Origin of the sequence: Roseovarius pacificus (assembly GCF_900142665.1) — a bacterium.
In the GTDB taxonomy this organism is placed as follows: domain Bacteria; phylum Pseudomonadota; class Alphaproteobacteria; order Rhodobacterales; family Rhodobacteraceae; genus Roseovarius; species Roseovarius pacificus.
Genome location: NZ_FRBR01000001.1, coordinates 506,208 through 523,256, shown reverse-complemented (window position 1 = coordinate 523,256; position 17,049 = coordinate 506,208). Strand labels below are relative to the sequence as shown.

General features: G+C 64.3%; 14 protein-coding genes. 7 read left to right on the top strand and 7 right to left on the bottom strand.

Annotation, left to right across the window (positions count from 1 at the left end):
• Window positions 1-27: 27 nt before the first annotated feature.
• From BUB53_RS02510 to BUB53_RS02495, 4 genes are all read right to left on the bottom strand, one after another.
• Complete coding sequence (locus BUB53_RS02510) at window positions 28-567, bottom strand: bactofilin family protein (protein ID WP_073032319.1); 540 nt, start codon at window positions 565-567, stop codon at window positions 28-30.
• A complete protein-coding gene (locus BUB53_RS02505; RefSeq protein ID WP_188744967.1) occupies window positions 557-1,873 on the bottom strand; it encodes a M23 family metallopeptidase in 1,317 nt (438 codons plus the stop codon). The genes BUB53_RS02510 and BUB53_RS02505 overlap by 11 nt, the downstream gene beginning before the upstream one ends.
• 194 nt (window positions 1,874-2,067) lie before the next feature.
• Entirely contained in the window at window positions 2,068-2,871 is an 804-nt protein-coding gene (locus tag BUB53_RS02500) for a ferritin-like domain-containing protein (RefSeq protein ID WP_073032317.1), read from the bottom strand.
• A 20-nt stretch (window positions 2,872-2,891) separates the two neighbouring features.
• Complete coding sequence (locus BUB53_RS02495) at window positions 2,892-3,353, bottom strand: peroxiredoxin (RefSeq protein ID WP_073032315.1); 462 nt, start codon at window positions 3,351-3,353, stop codon at window positions 2,892-2,894.
• A 119-nt stretch (window positions 3,354-3,472) separates the two neighbouring features.
• On the opposite strand from BUB53_RS02495, the gene BUB53_RS02490 reads away from it, so the two are divergent.
• The 7 genes from BUB53_RS02490 (at window position 3,473) to uvrA (ending at window position 15,197) form a co-directional block, all read left to right on the top strand.
• The gene (locus BUB53_RS02490; RefSeq protein WP_229709456.1) at window positions 3,473-6,796 is read left to right on the top strand and encodes a YhdP family protein; all 3,324 of its coding nucleotides are present in this window, start codon (window positions 3,473-3,475) and stop codon (window positions 6,794-6,796) included.
• A complete protein-coding gene (gene queA, locus BUB53_RS02485) occupies window positions 6,793-7,845 on the top strand; it encodes a tRNA preQ1(34) S-adenosylmethionine ribosyltransferase-isomerase QueA (protein WP_073032311.1) in 1,053 nt (350 codons plus the stop codon). Before BUB53_RS02490 ends, queA begins: the two co-directional genes overlap by 4 nt.
• Window positions 7,846-7,918: 73 nt before the next feature.
• Complete coding sequence (locus BUB53_RS02480; protein ID WP_073032308.1) at window positions 7,919-9,187, top strand: MFS transporter; 1,269 nt, start codon at window positions 7,919-7,921, stop codon at window positions 9,185-9,187.
• 117 nt (window positions 9,188-9,304) lie between these two features.
• Entirely contained in the window at window positions 9,305-9,889 is a 585-nt protein-coding gene (locus BUB53_RS02475; RefSeq protein ID WP_073032306.1) for a DUF924 family protein, read from the top strand.
• 248 nt (window positions 9,890-10,137) lie between these two features.
• On the top strand, window positions 10,138-11,532 hold the full coding sequence (gene lpdA, locus BUB53_RS02470; protein ID WP_073033682.1) for a dihydrolipoyl dehydrogenase: 1,395 nt from the start codon (window positions 10,138-10,140) through the stop codon (window positions 11,530-11,532).
• A 126-nt stretch (window positions 11,533-11,658) separates the two neighbouring features.
• Window positions 11,659-12,216, top strand: coding sequence for a methyltransferase domain-containing protein (locus BUB53_RS02465; RefSeq protein WP_073032304.1), 558 nt, complete (start codon window positions 11,659-11,661; stop codon window positions 12,214-12,216).
• A 98-nt stretch (window positions 12,217-12,314) separates the two neighbouring features.
• Window positions 12,315-15,197 carry an excinuclease ABC subunit UvrA gene (gene uvrA, locus BUB53_RS02460; protein WP_073032302.1) on the top strand — a complete coding sequence of 961 codons (2,883 nt, stop codon included), beginning with the start codon at window positions 12,315-12,317 and terminating at the stop codon, window positions 15,195-15,197.
• Between the two features lie 205 nt (window positions 15,198-15,402).
• Here the strand turns inward: uvrA and BUB53_RS02455 are convergent, their stop codons facing one another.
• The 3 genes from BUB53_RS02455 to mmsB form a co-directional block, all read right to left on the bottom strand.
• Window positions 15,403-15,726, bottom strand: a complete 324-nt coding sequence (locus BUB53_RS02455; protein ID WP_073032300.1) for an excinuclease ABC subunit A — start codon at window positions 15,724-15,726, stop codon at window positions 15,403-15,405.
• Between the two features lie 169 nt (window positions 15,727-15,895).
• Window positions 15,896-16,102 carry a YgaP family membrane protein gene (locus tag BUB53_RS02450; protein WP_073032297.1) on the bottom strand — a complete coding sequence of 69 codons (207 nt, stop codon included), beginning with the start codon at window positions 16,100-16,102 and terminating at the stop codon, window positions 15,896-15,898.
• Between the two features lie 72 nt (window positions 16,103-16,174).
• Window positions 16,175-17,047, bottom strand: coding sequence for a 3-hydroxyisobutyrate dehydrogenase (mmsB, locus tag BUB53_RS02445; RefSeq protein WP_073032295.1), 873 nt, complete (start codon window positions 17,045-17,047; stop codon window positions 16,175-16,177).
• Window positions 17,048-17,049: the final 2 nt, after the last annotated feature.

Sequence of the window (17,049 nt, the reverse complement as noted above, 5' to 3'; positions counted from 1 at the left end):
CCTTTGATGCGCGTATCGCGGCGGGCGTCAGCCTTTGGCGGCTTCGCCTGCGGGCCTCGGTTGCGCCTGCGCCTGACCCTGGGCGGGCTTCTGGCCGGGCTTGTTGGCGTTGAGCGGATCGTCCTGACGCTGTACCGAGCCTTCGAAATGGGCGCCGGACTCGATGGCGATGGTCTTGTGGATGATGTCGCCTTCGACGCGGGCGGTCGAGGTCAGGCGGACCTTGAGGCCACGCACACGGCCGACGATGCGGCCGTTGATCACCACGTCATCGGCGATCACTTCGCCTTTGACGGTGGCGGTTTCGCCGACCGTCAGCAGGTGTGCGCGGATATCGCCCTCGACCGTGCCTTCGACCTGGATGTCGCCGGTGGTCTTGAGGTTGCCGGTCACATGCAGGTCCGAGGAGAGGACCGATGCGGGGGGCTTGGCCTTGGGAGCCGATGCCTTGAATTCGGTGCCGGCGCTTTCGGGGCGTGCGGCCTGCGCGGCTTCGGCGCCGGGTGCTTTGCGGGCGCTGTCGTCAGCCTTGGGGCCGGGTTCGTTGATTTTGCTCTTAGAAAACATCTTTAGCAGCCTTGATATAGATCATGGGGTTGACGGGCTTGCCGCCGACACGGACCTCATAGTGTAGATGCGTGCCCGTGGAACGTCCAGTATTGCCCATAGCAGAAATCTTCTGCCCGCGGGAAACTCTTTGCCCTTTTTTCACGAAGATCTGTGAATTGTGAGCATAGCGCGTTTCAATACCGAATTCATGCTGGATTTTCACCAGCCGGCCATAACCCGAAAGCCAGCCCGCATGCGTCACGACGCCGTCGGCGGTGGCATAGATCGGGGTGCCGTGCGGGGCGGCGAAATCGGTGCCGTTGTGCATCCGGCCCCACCGCATGCCGTAGCCCGAGGTGTAGCGGAACGAATCCTTGAGCGGAATCGAGAAGGGCGCCTTTTGCGCGGCGATGCGATAGAGGTTCAGCCGGTCCATCTGGTTGAGGATGCGGTTGGCGCGCATGGCGTCGGGCGAGGGGTCTTCGCCGCGTGTCGAGAAACTGAGCGGCACGAGCGGCCCGCCCTGGCCGGAATAGCCCCGGCGCACGGTGTCGAGCAGGCTGTCGGTGTTGAGGCCCGCGGCGCGGAACATCTTGTCCAGCGGTTCGACCGAGATGGTCATCGCCTCTTCGAGCTGGCGGAAGATCTGATCGTTGCGGTCTTCGAGGAACCTGATCTGCGCGGCCATTTCATCGGCTTGCAGCAGGGCGGTCTGCGCGTTTTCGGTGACCATGTCGCGCTCGGTGGCGGTGTCGGCCAGGGCGGCGGCGAGGAAATCGAGCGTGCCGTCGGCGGCGGTTTCGTCCTGATCGCCGGGGGTTGCGCCCTGATCTTCGAGTACGAGGGCCAGTTGTTCGGCTTCCTGCCGGGCGGTTTCACGTTCCTTCATCGTCCGGCGCAGGGTTTTCTGGATCACGTCGATCCCGGTTTCCAGTTCGCGGCGGCGGGTTTCGGAGGCCAGAAGCTCGGACTGCATGACCGAAATCTGTTCCAGCGCCGAGTTGAAGCGATCCTGTGCGGCCAGCGCCTCGGAGGCGCGCATGTCGCGTTCGGAGGCCAGCGCGTTCAGGCGGTTTTCATAGGTGCGCTGATCGCGCTTGGCCTGTTCGCGGAAATTGCCAGACCCGATGCTGTCCATCATCAGGACGGCGGTGGCGATGATCGCCCAGGCGACGATGGCGGATGCGCCGAGGGAGGCCAGAAGTTGCGGAAGAGGCCGGAGCCGGATGAAGCGGGTGTCGGTATCGGATTTCAGGAAAACCCGGCGTTCGGGGAAATATCTCTCAAGCAGGGTGTGTACCCTGATCGCCATTCGTGTCCGCAAGTTCCCAGTCCCTATTCAACCCTTCTCACGCGCGGCGCTGTTCTGAGTGATTGGTCATCTTCTGTGACCACGCGCCTTCGCCGGATGGATTACCGAGTGCTTTACGTTAGAGCAAGGTTTTTGCCCGGCTGATTCGCGGATTTGGGCCAAATGTCGCTGTCCCGGCGAAAAACCGCCGATCCGCAAGGGATTGACTAGCTTTCTGCGGCTGGCCCATCGGCCAGGGGCCAGTAGAAATCCGGGGGCAATCCGGCCTCGGCGCGCTTTTCCTCGTTGAAGGGCGGTTTCAGCGGGCCGTGGAAATAGCGCCGGACCAGATCGTGAAACACCTCTTTGGGGTCCAGATCGTGACGGCCGCACAGGAAGTGGAACCATTTGGAGCCATAGGCGACATGGTGGACCTCTTCGGCGTAGATCACCTTCATCGCCTCGACCGCGCGGGTGTCGCCCGCCTTGTCGAAAATCCCGATCATGCCGGGGGTGACGTCGAGCCCGCGGGCTTCGAGCACCATCGGCACCACGGCCAGGCGGCCCATCAGGTCCTGGGCGGTGTCCTCGGCGGCGCGCCACATGCCGGCATGGGCCGGCAGGGCGCCGTAATGGCTGCCGTTCGCTTCAAGACAGTCGCATATCAGGTTGAAATGCTTGGATTCTTCATCGGCGGATTTCACCCAGTCGTCATGGAAGCCGATGGGCATGGGGACATGGCCGAAACGCGCGATGATGTCCCAGTGCAGATCGACGGCGTTGAGTTCGATATGCGCGACGGCGTGCAGGATCGCCAGCCGTCCCTGCGGGCTGCCGGGGCGGCGGCGCGGTACGTCGCGCGGATCGAGCAATTCGGGGCGCTCGGGCCGGGCGGGGCGCAAGGGCGGGGTGGCCGTGCCGACAGGGATGTCATGGCCAGCCTCGCGCGCCGCGAACCACGCGGCGGCATGGCGGCGCGACAGCGCGGTTTTCTCGCGCCCGTCGGCGGTGGTCAGAACCTCCACCGCCATTTGCGTCAGCGTTGTCCCGGTCACAGGGCGTTCACCGCCTGAAGAACCTCTTCGGCGTGGCCGGGCACCTTGACCTTGCGCCAGACGCGGGCGATCTGGCCGGACCCGTCGATCAGGAAGGTCGAGCGTTCGATTCCCCAGAATTTCTTGCCGTACATGCTCTTTTCCTTCCAGACGCCGTATTGTTCGCAAATGTCGGCCTCGGCGTCCGACAACAGCGGCACCCCGAGATCGTGCTTGTCGCGGAACTTGTCGTGCCTGGCGACGGTATCCTTGGAAATCCCCAGGATATGGGCCCCGGCGGCCTCGAATTCTCCTTGCAGGGCGGTAAAGGCGATGGCCTCCCTGGTGCAGCCGGACGTGTCGTCACGGGGATAAAAGAACAGGACCACGGGCGCGGGGCGCAGCGCGGACAGGGTGATCTGGTCGCCGCCGTCGCGGGGCAGCGTGAAATCGGGGGCGGTCTGGCCGGTGTCGGGCATGGGCTCTCCTTGTTATGCGTTGCCGTCCCCGTCATATTAGAGCAGGACGCGCCGGAGAAAAGGCAACAAGCAGGCAGCAGGCGACACAGCCTGGATTTCTGAAACAGATGGACGACCCCTTGAACAGAACCGAGCGCAAGAGCCGGGCCCGGCGGGCCCGTCCGTGGCTGCTTGGCGTGCTGCTGGTGGTGATGCTGGCGACCGGGCTGACGTTGAATTTCGCGGTGGGCCGCGAGATCGCCGCGCCGGACTGGCTGCGCAGCCGGATCACGGACAAGATCAACCGGGATATGGACGGGATGTCGTTGCACTTTGCCGACATGGCCATTCTGATGGACAGCGACTGGGTGCCGCGCCTGAGCCTGCGGGGCGTCGAACTGCGCGATGCGAGCGGCGTGACGCTGGCCAGCCTGTCGAATGCGCGCAGCCGGGTGGCGCTTGGGCCATTGTTGCAGGGCAAGCTGCAACCCGCCGAAATCGCCCTGTCGGGGGCGCGCCTGACGCTGCGCCGATCCACCGACGGGGCGGTGGGGCTGACCGTGGGCGAGGCCGCCCCGACCGTCGAACGCGCGCCGAACATGGCCGCGCTGGTCGGGCATATGGACGATCTGTTGCAGCGCCCGCATTTCGCCGAGTTGAGGATTGTCGATGCCGACAATCTGAGCCTGCGCTACGAAGATGCCCGCGCCGGGCGGGCCTGGAGCGTGGATGGCGGGCGCGTGACCCTGACGCGCGACGGGGAGGACCTGACCCTGCGCGGGGGGTTCGCCCTGTTGGGCGCGCGCGCCTATGCCACGACCCTGGAGATGAATTACCAGGGGCGGATCGGCCATGTCGCGGGTGAACTTGGCGTCAGTTTCGAGGATATGCCGGCGCGCGACATTGCCGGGCAGAACCCGGCGCTGAGCTGGCTGGCGGCGCTGGATGCGCCGATTTCGGGATCGGTGCGGGCCTCGGTGAACGACAGCGGGGCGCTGTCGCGGCTGTCGGCCACACTGGATATCGGGGCCGGGGCGGTTCAGCCCCATGCCGGGGCCAGGCCCGTGGCCTTCAGCGAGGCGCGGACCTATTTCACCTACGATCCCGCGCAACAGCTGTTGCGTTTCGACGAGGTGACGGTGGACAGCCAGTGGGTCAAGGCGCGGATCAACGGGCAGGCCCATCTGGTGGGGATGGAGGAGGGCTGGCCAAGGGAATTGCTGGGCCAGTTCAGGGTGTCGGACCTGACCGCCAGCCCGGAGCGGTATTTTGCGCAGCCGGTTTCACTGGACGCGGCGATGATGGATCTGCGGCTGCGGATGAATCCGTTTCAGTTGAGTATCGGGCAGCTTGCGCTGAGCGATGGCGAGGAGCGGCTGCTGTTCGAGGGCGAGTTGTCGGCCGGGCCCGAGGGCTGGCGCGTGGCGCTGGACGGATGGCGCGATCATCTGGGGCTGGAGCGGTTGCTGGAATTGTGGCCGCTGCGCGACGTGGCCCCGAAGGCGCGCGAATGGGTCGGTAAAAACGTGCGCCGCGCGTCGGTGAGCAATGCGCAATTCGCCCTGCGGATCGAGCCGGGACAGCGCCCGGACCTGTTTCTGGGGTTCGATTACGAGGGGCTGGAAACCCGGTTCATCAAGGAGGTGCCGCATATCGTCGGGGCGTCGGGGCATGCGTCATTGTTTGCCGACCGCTTCGCGATCACCGCCGATCAGGGGCATATCGGTGCCGCGCAGGGCGGGCGGATCGACATTGCGGGCACCAGTTTCATCATCCCCGACGTGCATATCAAGCGCGGTCCGGCGCAAGCGCGGATCAGGACGGACAGCACGATCACCGCCGCGCTGTCCTTGCTGGACGAAGAGCCGTTCCGCTTCATGACCAAGGCGGGCATGCCGGTTACGCTGGCCGATGGGCGGGCGCAGGTGGCGGGGCGGCTGGATTTCCTGCTCAAGCCCGATTTGCAGCCCGACGAGGTGGCCTTTGACGTGGCCGGGACGTTGCGCGACGTGCGCAGTGAAACGCTGGTCGAGGGGCGGGTGCTGGCCGCGCCGGAGCTGACGCTGAGGGCCGCCAATGACGGGCTGAGCATCGAAGGCGAGGGCCGGATCGGCCGGGTGCCGGTGACGGCGCTGTGGAGCAGTGCTCTGGGGCCGGAGGGCGGCGGGGAAAGTCACCTGACCGGGGACATCGAATTGTCGGAACGCTTTGCCGACGAATTCGGCATCGGCCTGCCGCCCGGCAGTCTGAGCGGAGCGGGGCGGGCGGATCTCGACATAACATTGCAGCGGGGAGCGCCGGGGGCGTTCGAGCTGCGTTCGGACCTTGCGGGCGTGGGGCTGGCGCTGCCTGCGCTTGGCTGGAATTTCGCGCAGGGTGCACGCGGCAATCTGGAGGTGACCGGGCAGTTGGGCCAGCCGCCGCAGATCGACCGGATCGCACTGGATGCGGGCGGGTTGCAGGCGCAGGGCGACGTGGTGCTGAATGCCGATGGCACGCTGGAGCGCGCCCGATTCAACCGCGTGCGGCTGCAAGAGTGGTTCAGCGCGCCGGTCGAACTGGTGGGGCGGGGCGCGGCGCGCGTGCCGCAGGTTCTGGTCAGCGGCGGCACGCTGGATTTGCGGAAAAGCAGTTTCGGCCCGCGGGCGGGTGGCGGCGGGGGCGGTTCCTCCTCTGATCCCGCGCAGAGGGCGGGGCCGGTCTCGCTGGTGCTGGATCGGTTGCAGATTTCAGACGGGATCGCCCTGACCGGGTTCCGCGCGGATTTCGATATGAGCAAGGGCACCAGCGGCAGCTTTACCGGCAGGGTCAATGGCGGCCCGGCGGTGCAGGGCGCGATTTTGCCCAAGGCGGGGGACAGCGCGATTCGCATCCTGTCCGGGGATGCCGGGGGCGTCATGGCGGCGGCCGGATTGCTGAAACAGGCGCGTGACGGGCGCATGGACCTGGCGCTGGTGCCGACGGGCGAAACCGGGGTCTATGACGGGCAGTTGACCGTGCGCAACGTGCGGCTGAAGGATGCCCCCGCGATGGCCGAACTGCTGAACACGATCAGCGTGATCGGCCTGTTGGAGCAGTTGTCGGGTGAGGGCATCCATTTCAGCGAGGTGATCGCGCGTTTCAAGTTGACACCGGATCACCTGACGCTTTTGTCGGGCAGCGCGGTGGGCGCGTCGATGGGGATTTCGATGGACGGATATTACGACCTGAACAGCGGACGCATGGATATGCAGGGCGTCGTGTCGCCGTTCTTCATGCTGAACGGGATGGGCGGGCTGTTCACCCGGCGGGGCGAGGGATTGGTTGGCATGAATTATACCCTGCGCGGAACCGCCGCAAACCCCGATGTCGACGTGAATCCGCTGTCGGTGCTGACACCGGGCGTGTTCCGGCAGTTGTTCCGCCGCCCGCCGCCGGGCGAGGACGGCCCCGGAAGCCCCGCGTTGCGGGAGAACGACCGGTGAAGCTGAGCGATTTTGATTTCGACCTGCCCGAGGCGCTGATCGCGACGCGGCCCGCGCGGCCCCGCACATCGGCGCGCCTGCTGGTGGCCGAGGGGGATGCGATCACCGATGCGGTGGTGCGCGATCTGGGGCAGTGGCTGCGCCCCGGCGACCGGCTGATTCTGAACGATACCGCCGTCATCCCCGCGCGGCTGAGCGGGGCGCGCCGTCGGCTCGGCCCCGAGGGCGAGACCCGCGCGAAGATCGAGGTCACGCTGCTGGAGCCGGGGGGCGACGGCACGTGGACGGCGATGGTCAAGCCGCTGAAAAAGCTGCGCGAGGGCGAGGTGGTGGAGTTTGCCGCCGGGCTGGAGGCCGAACTGCTGGCCAGGGAAGACGGGCAGGCGCGGCTGCGCTTCAACCTTGAGGGCGCGGCGTTCGACGCGGCATTGGCAGAGGCGGGGGCGATGCCGCTGCCGCCCTATATCGCGGCGCGGCGCGCGGCGGACGAGCAGGACAAGACCGATTATCAGACTGTCTGGGCGCGCAACCCCGGCGCGGTGGCCGCGCCGACGGCCTCGTTGCATTTCGACGATGCGCTGCTGGCGGAATTGCGGGAGATGGGCGTGGCGTTCAGCCACGTGACGCTGCATGTGGGGGCGGGCACGTTTCTGCCGGTGAAGGTGGAGGATGTGACCACCCACAAGATGCATGCCGAATGGGGCGAGGTCAGCGAGACCGCCGCCGCCGAGATCGCCGCGACGAAGGCCGCGGGCGGACGGGTGATCCCGGTGGGCACCACGGCCTTGCGCCTGATCGAAAGCGCGGCGCGCGGCACCGGGCAGATCGCCCCGTGGCGGGGCGAGACGGATATTTTCATCTATCCGGGATTCGAATTTCGCGTCACCGATGCGCTGATGACCAATTTCCATCTGCCCAGATCGACGCTTATGATGCTGGTGTCGGCCCTGATGGGCCCCGAGCGGATCAGGGCGATCTACGATCATGCGGTGCGCGGGGATTACCGCTTCTTTTCCTATGGGGATGCTTCACTGTTGATCCCCGGCTGATTTGCTGGCACGGCGGGCGCGCGATCAGGGAGCCCCGGATAAGGCCGGGGCCGTCTTGTGGAAGGAAAACGCGATGATTCAGGTGCTGTCGGGCGCATGGGCGCTGTTGCTGGGCATGATGCTGTTGCAGGTGGGCAATGGCATGCAGGGGACGCTGCTGGGGATTCGCGGCGCGATGGAAGGGTTTTCGACCTTTCACATGTCGCTGGTCATGGCGGGCTATTTCGTCGGCTTCCTGTTCGGATCGCGCATGGCGCCCGAGATGATCCGCCGGGTGGGGCATGTGCGGGTGTTCGCGGCACTGGCCTCGATGATCTCGGCGGTGATGATCCTGTATCCGACGCTGACGCACCCCATCGCATGGGGGGCGGGGCGCATCGTGATCGGGTTCTGTTTTTCCGGCGTGTACGTGACCGCCGAAAGCTGGCTGAACAATTCCTCGACCAACGAGACGCGCGGGCAGGCGCTTTCGCTTTACATGATCGTGCAGATGGTCGGGATCGTCAGCGCGCAGGCGATGATGCTGGTGGGCGATCCGGGGGGATTCATCCTGTTCATCATCCCGTCGGTTCTGGTGTCCTTGTCGTTTGCGCCGATCCTGCTGTCGGTCAGCCCGACCCCGGCCTTTGGGACGGCCAAGCCCATGACATTGCGGGAAATTCTGGAAACCTCGCCCCTGGGCTGTGTGGGCATGTTCCTGTTGGGAGGCGTGTTTTCGGCGCAGTTCGGCATGGCCGCGGTGTTCGGCGCCGAGGCCGGGCTGAGCGTGGTGCAGATTTCGACCTTTGTTTCGGCGTTCTTTGTGGGCTCGCTGCTGTTGCAATATCCCATCGGCTGGCTGTCGGACCGCATGGACCGGCGCGTCCTGATCTTTTCCGCGGCGCTGATCTGTGGCCTGGGCGGGATGCTCGGGTTTCTGCTGGGGGGTTTTTACCCGATGCTTCTGGTGTCGGCCTTCGCCATCGGGGGGATGTCGAACCCGCTCTATTCGCTGCTGATCGCCTATACCAACGATTTTCTGGAGCATGACGACATGGCCGCCGCCGCCGGTGGCATGGTGTTCATCAACGGGCTGGGGGCGGTGGCCGGGCCGCTGATCACCGGCTGGATCATGGAGGTGGTGGGGCCGCAGGGCTTTTTCCTGTTCATCGCGGTGCTGATGCTGGCGATGGCGGGCTATGCCGCCTATCGGATGACGCAGCGTGCCGCGCCTTCGGTGGGCGAGACCGAAAGCTATGCGCCGGTTGTCGCCTCGGCCACGCCGGTGGCGGTGGAATTTGCGCAGGAATATGCCATCGAAACCGCCCAGGAGGACGAGGAAAGCACGCAAACGGGCAGTTGATTGCGCTAACGTCACGGTATTGTTGTGACTGTAGCAATAAGTGACTGTCCCTGAACGCGAATCTTCAGTTAACATTTTTGTAACAGTGCAGTGCGCCCATGGCAGGGAGGAAAACCGATGATCGCGCCCGAGGACGTATTGAGTTTCTGGTTGGATGACGTCGGCCCCAAGGGCTGGTACGAGGTGTCCGAAGAGCTGGATGCCAGAATTCGCGATCGGTTCGAGGAGGCCTGGCGCAAGGCTTGCGAGGGCGCGTATTCGCTGTGGCTGACCTATCCCAGCGGGACGCTGGCCTATATCATCCTGATGGACCAGTTTCCGCGCAACATGTTCCGGGGGCAGGGGCGTGCCTTTGCCAGCGACCGCGCCTCACTGGCCGCCGCCAAATCGGCGATCGAACGCAAGTGGGATCTGCGCATCGACGAGCCCGCGCGCCAGTTCTTTTACCTGCCGCTGATGCATTCGGAGAACCTGTGCGACCAGGAGCATTGCGTGCGCCTGATCTGCCAGCGGATGCCCGAGACCGGCGAAAGCAACCTGTTGCATGCCCGTGCGCATCGCGAGGTGATCCGCAAGTTCGGCCGTTTCCCCTATCGCAACGAGGCGCTGGAGCGCGCATCGACCTCGCCGGAGCGGGCCTATGTTGCCGATGGGGGCTATGCCGCCACGCTGCGCGAATTGCAGGCCAGGGCTGCGGCCTGAGCCTGGGGGCCGCCGTTTTACCGGGAAAGAGGGTGTGACCACCCTGAAAACGCCGCCTCTGCGCCCCATGGCAGCGCCTCTGCGCCCCATGGCAGGCGGTGTTTTGCTGTGACATGCAAAAAAATCTTGCCCTGCGCCAACGGTTTGCCATCCTGCAAGCCGGGATCGGACGTGGCCGGGTGCGGCCTGCGTTGTGATCGTTGCGGAGATAGTTTAATATCAAACTAAATTTGAAAACGGAGATGGTCATGGCCGCGAAAAGTTTTGATTTGATCGTGATCGGTGCGGGCCCCGGCGGCTATGTCGCCGCGATCCGGGGGGCGCAACTGGGCCTGAACGTGGCCGTCGTGGAGCGCGAACATATGGGCGGTATCTGCCTGAACTGGGGCTGCATCCCGACCAAGGCGCTGTTGCGCAGTTCGGAGGTGTTTCACCTGATGCACCGCGCCGGGGAGTTCGGGCTGAAGGCCGACAAGATCGGATACGATCTGGAGGCGGTGGTCAAACGCTCGCGCGGGGTGGCCAAGCAGTTGAACTCGGGCGTCGGGCACCTGCTGAAGAAAAACAAGGTCACGATCATCATGGGCGAAGCGAGCCTGCCCGCCAAAGGCAAGGTCAGCGTCAAGACCGACAAGGGGGCCGAGGAGCTGGAGGCGAAACATATCGTGCTGGCCACCGGCGCGCGCGCCCGCGAACTGCCGGGGCTGGAAGCCGATGGCGAACAGGTCTGGACCTACAAGCACGCGCTGATGCCGCCGCATATGCCGAAGAAACTGCTGGTTATCGGATCGGGCGCCATCGGCATCGAATTCGCCAGTTTCTACAACACGCTCGGCGCCGAGACGACCGTTGTCGAGGTGATGGAGCGTATCCTGCCGGTGGAAGATGCCGAGATTTCCGGCATGGCGAAGAAATCCTTCCAGAAACAGGGCATGAAGATCATGGAAAAGGCCATGGTCAAGCAGTTGGACCGCGCCAAGGGCAAGGTAACCGCCCATATCGAAGCGGGCAGCAAGGTGGAAAAGCACGATTTCGACACGGTGATTTCCGCTGTCGGGATCGTCGGCAATACCGAGGGGCTGGGCCTGGAGGATCTGGGCGTCAAGGTGGATCGCACCCATGTGGTGACCGACGAATACTGCCGTACCGGTGTCGAGGGGCTCTATGCCATCGGTGACGTGGCCGGGGCGCCGTGGCTGGCGCACAAGGCGAGCCACGAGGGTGTGATGGTGGCCGAGATGATCGCCGGGCAGACGGTGCATCCGGTCAAACCCGACAGCATCGCGGGCTGCACCTATTGCCAGCCGCAGGTGGCCAGCGTCGGCCTGACCGAGGCGCAGGCGAAAGAGGCCGGTTACAGGATCAGGGTGGGGCGATTCCCGTTCATCGGCAACGGCAAGGCGATAGCGCTTGGCGAGCCAGAGGGCATGATCAAGACGGTGTTCGACGAGAAGACCGGCGAGTTGCTGGGCGCGCATATGATCGGCGCGGAAGTGACCGAGCTGATCCAGGGTTATGTGGTGGGCCGCCAGCTGGAGACCACCGAGGAAGACCTGATGCAGGCTGTGTTCCCGCACCCGACGCTGAGCGAAATGATGCATGAATCGGTGCTGGACGCCTATGACCGGGTGATCCATATCTGAACCGGGTCTCGGGGGCGCTGCCCCCGTCCGGAAAAATCGGGGATTTTCCCGGACTCCCCCGGGATATTTCGGGCAAGAAGAAAGGGAGGGGGAGCGCCCCCTTTCCGTGTCAGTCAGAGGTGAATTGTGCCGAGTGTGAACAGGGTCGTGATGCAGCGCATGTCGCGCAACTGGCTGGAAGAGTTGCCGCTGGCCGATATGGACGCCGCCGAAGTGTCGGGCAAGTTCGGACGGCGGTTTACGTTTCGCAGCTATGAGCGGTTTCGCTATCCGAAATACGATGTTTGTGCGGGTCCTTATCGCGGGCGCGATGGCGACGTTCTGAGTTTCGATCTGATCCTCGCCAATCAGGTGTGGGAGCATCTGGACCGGCCCTATGCCGCCACGCGCAACGTGTTGGAGATGCTGCGCCCCGGCGGGTATTTCTGGGTCGCGGTGCCGTTCTTCATCCCCTATCACGGCGATCCGGTGGATTGTTCGCGCTGGAGCGCGCGGGGTCTGAAGAACCTGTTGATCGAAGCGGGGTTCGACGAGGACAGGATCACGGCCCGGCAGTGGGGTAACCGGGCCGCCGCGCTGCGCAATTTCGAAACGCCCTGGCCGCCCGCCTATGAGCGGGGGCGCGACGATCTGACGGACGAGCCGGATTTTCCGATCTGTTCCTGGGCTCTGGCGCGGAAATAGCGGGCAGGCCCGGCGAATGTTCGCGCAATGTTCGCAGAATTTTCTTGGAACCCGGCGCATCGTCCACTATCTGTTAACCACCGTTGACGGGGGTCCTGATGGCTGAGCTGAAGCATATCGAGGTGCGCGGCGCGCGCGAGCATAATCTCAAGAACATTGACGTGGATATTCCGCGCAACGAGCTGGTGGTGATCACCGGGCTGAGCGGCTCGGGCAAGTCGTCGCTGGCCTTCGACACGATCTATGCCGAGGGGCAGCGGCGCTATGTCGAAAGCCTGTCGGCCTATGCGCGCCAGTTTCTGGACATGATGGAAAAGCCGGATGTGGACCATATCAGCGGGTTGAGCCCGGCGATTTCCATCGAGCAGAAAACCACCAGCAAGAACCCGCGCTCGACCGTCGGGACGGTGACCGAGATTTACGACTACATGCGGCTGCTCTTTGCCCGTGTCGGCACGCCCTATTCGCCCGCCACCGGCCTGCCCATCGAGGCGCAGCAGGTGCAGGACATGGCCGACCGGGTGATGGCCATGGAAGAGGGTACGCGCGCCTATCTGCTGGCCCCCATCGTGCGCGACCGCAAGGGAGAATACCGCAAGGAAATGCTGGAGTTGCGCAAGCAGGGGTTCCAGCGGGTCAAGGTGGACGGGGCGTTTCACGATCTGGACGATCCGCCCAAGCTGGACAAGAAATACCGCCATGACATCGACGTGGTGGTGGATCGCCTCGTGGTGAAAGAGGGGATCGAGACACGGCTGGCGGACAGTTTCCGCACGGCGCTGGATCTGGCGGACGGGATCGCCGTTCTGGAAACCGCGCCGAAGGAGGGTGAGCCGGAGCGGATCACCTTTTCCGAGAATTTCGCCTGTCCGGTCAGCGGGTTCACCATCCCCGAGATCGAGCCGCGGCTGTTTTCCTTCAACGCGCCGTTCGGGGCCTGCCCGGATTGCGACGGGTTGGGGGCCGAGCTGTTTTTCGACGAACGGCTGGTGGTGCCGGATGCGACCCTGAAGATCAGCGACGGGGCGATTGCACCGTGGCGCAAGGGCAAATCACCTTATTTCCTGCAAACCATCGAGGCGCTGGCCAAACATTACGAGTTCGACCAGAACACCCCGTGGAAGGACCTGCCGAAACATGTGCAGCAGGTGTTCCTGTACGGGTCGGGCGACGAGGAAATCCCGTTTCGCTATGACGAGGGCGGGCGCGTCTATCAGGTGACGCGCAGCTTCGAGGGGGTGATCCCCAACATGGAGCGGCGCTATCGCGAGACGGACAGCAACTGGATCCGCGAGGAGTTCGAGCGCTATCAGAACAACCGGTCTTGTGGCACTTGCGAGGGGTATCGCCTGCGCCAGGAGGCGCTGGCGGTGAAGATCGGTCCCGCCGGAGGCCGGCAGGACGAGCGTCTGCATATCGGGCAGGTGGTGCAGATGTCGATCCGCGAGGCCCATGATTGGTGCGCGGGGGTGCCCGAGGTATTGACGGCGCAGAAGAACGAGATCGCCCGCGCGATCCTGAAGGAAATCCGCGAGCGGCTGGGATTTCTGAACAATGTGGGGCTGGAATACCTGACGCTGAGCCGCAATGCCGGGACTCTGTCGGGCGGGGAGAGCCAGCGTATCCGGCTGGCCAGCCAGATCGGCAGTGGGCTGACCGGGGTTCTCTATGTGCTGGACGAGCCGAGCATCGGGCTGCATCAGCGCGACAACGGCCGCCTGTTGCAGACGCTGCAAAACCTGCGGGATCAGGGCAATACGGTGATCGTGGTCGAACATGACGAGGAGGCGATCCGCACCGCCGATTACGTTTATGACATCGGCCCCGGCGCCGGGGTGCATGGCGGGCAGGTGGTGAGCCGCGGCACGCCCGAGGAGATCACGGCCGATCCGGCCTCGATCACCGGGCAGTACCTGTCAGGCGCGCGCGAGATCGCCATTCCGCCCGAACGGCGCAAGGGCAATGGCAAAATGCTGAGTGTGGTCAAGGCCACGGGCAACAACCTGAAAAATGTTACTGCGAAATTTCCCTTGGGCAAATTCGTCTGTGTCACCGGCGTGTCGGGCGGGGGGAAGTCCACGCTGACCATCGAAACCCTGTTCAAGACCGCCAGCATGCGCCTGAACGGGGCGCGCCAGACGCCGGCGCCTTGTGAGACGATCAAGGGGCTGGAACATCTGGACAAGGTGATCGACATCGACCAGCGGCCCATCGGGCGCACGCCGCGCTCGAACCCGGCCACCTATACCGGGGCATTCACCCCGATCCGCGACTGGTTTGCCGGGCTGCCCGAGGCGCAGGCGCGGGGTTACAAGCCGGGGCGGTTTTCCTTCAACGTCAAGGGCGGGCGCTGTGAGGCCTGTCAGGGCGACGGGGTGATCAAGATCGAGATGCATTTCCTGCCCGATGTCTATGTCACCTGCGAAACCTGCAACGGCGCGCGCTACAACCGCGAGACGCTGGAAATCCGGTGGAAGGGCAAGAGCATCGCCGATGTGCTGGACATGACGGTGGAGGATGCGCAGGAGTTCTTCAAGGCGGTGCCCAGTATCCGCGACAAGATGGATGCGCTGGCGCGTGTCGGTCTGGGATATATCAAGGTGGGCCAGCAGGCGACCACGCTTTCGGGCGGCGAGGCGCAGCGCGTGAAACTGTCCAAGGAACTGGCGAAACGATCCACGGGGCGGACGCTCTATATCCTCGACGAGCCGACGACGGGGCTGCATTTCGAGGATGTGAAGAAGCTGCTGGAGGTGCTGCACGAACTGGTCGATGCCGGGAACACGGTGGTGGTGATCGAGCACAACCTGGATGTGGTGAAAACCGCCGATCACATCATCGACATCGGCCCCGAGGGGGGCGATGGCGGTGGCGAGATCGTGGCCGAAGGCACGCCCGAAGAGGTGGCGGGGGTCGAGCGCAGCCATACCGGGCGTTACCTGAAAGACATGCTGTCCGCACGCAGGGTGGCTGCCGAATAACCGCCCTGAAATGGCCGGGTAGGCGTATCTGGATCGACCGTCAGGCGGGGCGCGGCGGAACTGTATGTTGCCGATCTGGCCATTGCCAAGGCGGACAAATGGGAGTCCAGGGGGATGCGATATGTCCTGACGCAGGATTACCGCGATTGGATGGGGTATTGTGCGTCGCCGATCGACCACCTCGGTCTGAAATGGATGAGCTGAGTTAATCCAGAACCCGTGCGACGGCGCCGATCAGGTCCAGCACCTCGCGCGTGTCGCGATCGACGCGATAGACGTAATCGCCCACGCGGTAATATGTCTGGCCGGGGTCCAGCCCGTAACGACCGGGATGGCGGATCACCACGTAGTCGCCGTTGATGTAATCGCCACGGCCATAGCGTTTCTTGGCGATGCCGGGGGGCAGGCAGCCATTGTGTTTCTTGGCGAGGCCCGGAGGGCAGCCCTTGCGCCCCGGCTGATCGGCCTGAGCGACCGATACGGTCAGGCCGGTTGCCAGCATGGCCAGAAAAAGCGTTGTTTTGCGCATGGTTGCCTCCTGTTCCTGGGGTGAAGAATGGGCCGGTGGCGCAGGGTATTCAAGGGCAGGCGCAGGGGATGGGCGGAGTTCTGCTGTTTTCCTTTCTATGGGGCTGAAACGATCAAGGCCGCCCGGATGGGGCGGCCTTGTGAGGTCGGTTCGTGAGTGCTGAAGAGTCTCAGGACTCTTTCTTGCAGGTGTTGATCCCCAGAAGCGTATAGGACGGGCAACTGCCCATGGCGGCCGTGACCAGAAGGACCGCGCCGACGATCCCGGCAACCCAAGCCCAGCCCCCCGACATTGACGTCAGGGCGAGGAACAGCAAGACAACGCCCACGATCGCGCGAATTGTGCGATCTGTTTTGCCCATATTCTTTGTAAACATCGGTTTACTCCCGAAAAGGTTTATCTGTCGGACAGCTTAACGATAAATCGGGATTTGCGAATATGATTCAGATCAATTCCGCGTGCGTTTTTCAAAGCGGGGCAGCATGGCGCTGAAGTCGCGGCCAAGCCCGTCTTCGTCTTCGACGAACTGCGCGTAGAGCTTCATCGCCGCTTCGCCGATGGGGGTATCCGCATCTGCCGAGCTTGCGGCCTCTTGTGCGAGGCGCAGGTCCTTGAGCATCAGTTCGGCGGCGAAACCGGGCTTGTAATCGTTGTCGGAGGGGCTGCTCGGGCCGACGCCGGGGGCGGGGCAATAGGTGTTCATCGACCAGGATTGCCCCGACGAGGTGCTGACCACGTCGAACATCGCCTGCCGGTCCAGACCCAGCTTGTCGGCCAGGGCGAAGGCTTCGCAGGTGACGATCATCGTGGCGCCGAGGATCATGTTGTTGCAGATCTTGGCGGCCTGGCCGTTGCCCGAAGGGCCACAGTGGACGGCCTTTTGCCCCATGATATCAAAGAGTTCCTTTGCGGTATTAAACCCGGCCTCGTCACCGCCGACCATGAAGGTCAGCGTGCCGCCCTGTGCGCCGCCGACACCGCCCGAAACGGGGGCGTCCAGCGCCGAAAGGCCAGCCGTCTGCGCCTGTTCGGCCACGGCGCGGGCGCTGTCGACATCGACGGTCGAGCAGTCCAGAAACACCGCGCCCTTGTCCATCGCCGGGATGATCTGATCGGCCACGCTGCGCAGGATCTTGCCGTTGGGCAGCATGGTGATCGCCACCTGCGCGCCTTTGACGGCCTCTTCTGCGCTGGCGGCGGGGGTGACGCCCTCGATGGTGACGCCGGCGGCGTCGAACCCGGTGACGTCATGACCCGCCTTGGCCAGATTGGCGGCCATCGGCCCGCCCATGTTGCCCAGTCCGATAAATCCGATTTTCATGG